Source organism: Marinomonas sp. TI.3.20 (assembly GCF_038155025.1).
Lineage (GTDB): Bacteria > Pseudomonadota > Gammaproteobacteria > Pseudomonadales > Marinomonadaceae > Marinomonas > Marinomonas flavescens.
Genome location: NZ_JBAKAS010000064.1, coordinates 1 through 560, shown reverse-complemented (window position 1 = coordinate 560; position 560 = coordinate 1). Strand labels below are relative to the sequence as shown.

The following is a 560-nucleotide window of genomic DNA, read 5'->3' as shown; positions in this document are numbered from 1 at the left end:
TCGCTTTTTGATCTGCTGGAGACTGTTCTTGGAACACAGACTCAGACATGATCATAGGCTCAAGCAAGAAGTTGTAATGAATATCTGACAAGTATTTTTGTACTTCATCAAACTTCGACGTTTTAATATCGATCAAAGACAAATCTTGTCCATCAACTACTTTTTGCTGCAATGCAGTAAACAGTGAAGACCACGCCATCGGTGTAGGGTTGATTCCCCATGAGCGATACGTATCAATCATGATTTCATTTTTAGGAACTCGAATAACAAGTCCTTTCAAATCAGCAAGTGTTTTAACAGGTCGCTTAGAGTTACTCAAAACTCGGAAGCCAGAATATCCCCAAGCTACGATACGAACACCAGCGTCACGAATCGTGTTTTGAACCAATCTTTCACCTTCAGGACCCTGAGTGATTTTGATCGCTTCATCTAGACTTTGAATCATGTATGGAAGAGTCAAGATGCCAACACTTGGAGAAAATGGTGTGATGTTATTGATAGCAACAATAGAGAAGTCCAATACACCGATTGCAGCGTCATTAACGGTATTCTGTTCAGAG

Annotated in this window: 1 protein-coding gene; it reads right to left on the bottom strand. The window is 40.4% G+C overall.

The annotated features are described in order from the left end of the window. The coding region (locus V6259_RS19565) for a TRAP transporter substrate-binding protein (RefSeq protein ID WP_341585957.1) at positions 1 to 560 on the bottom strand (560 nt) is incomplete at both ends.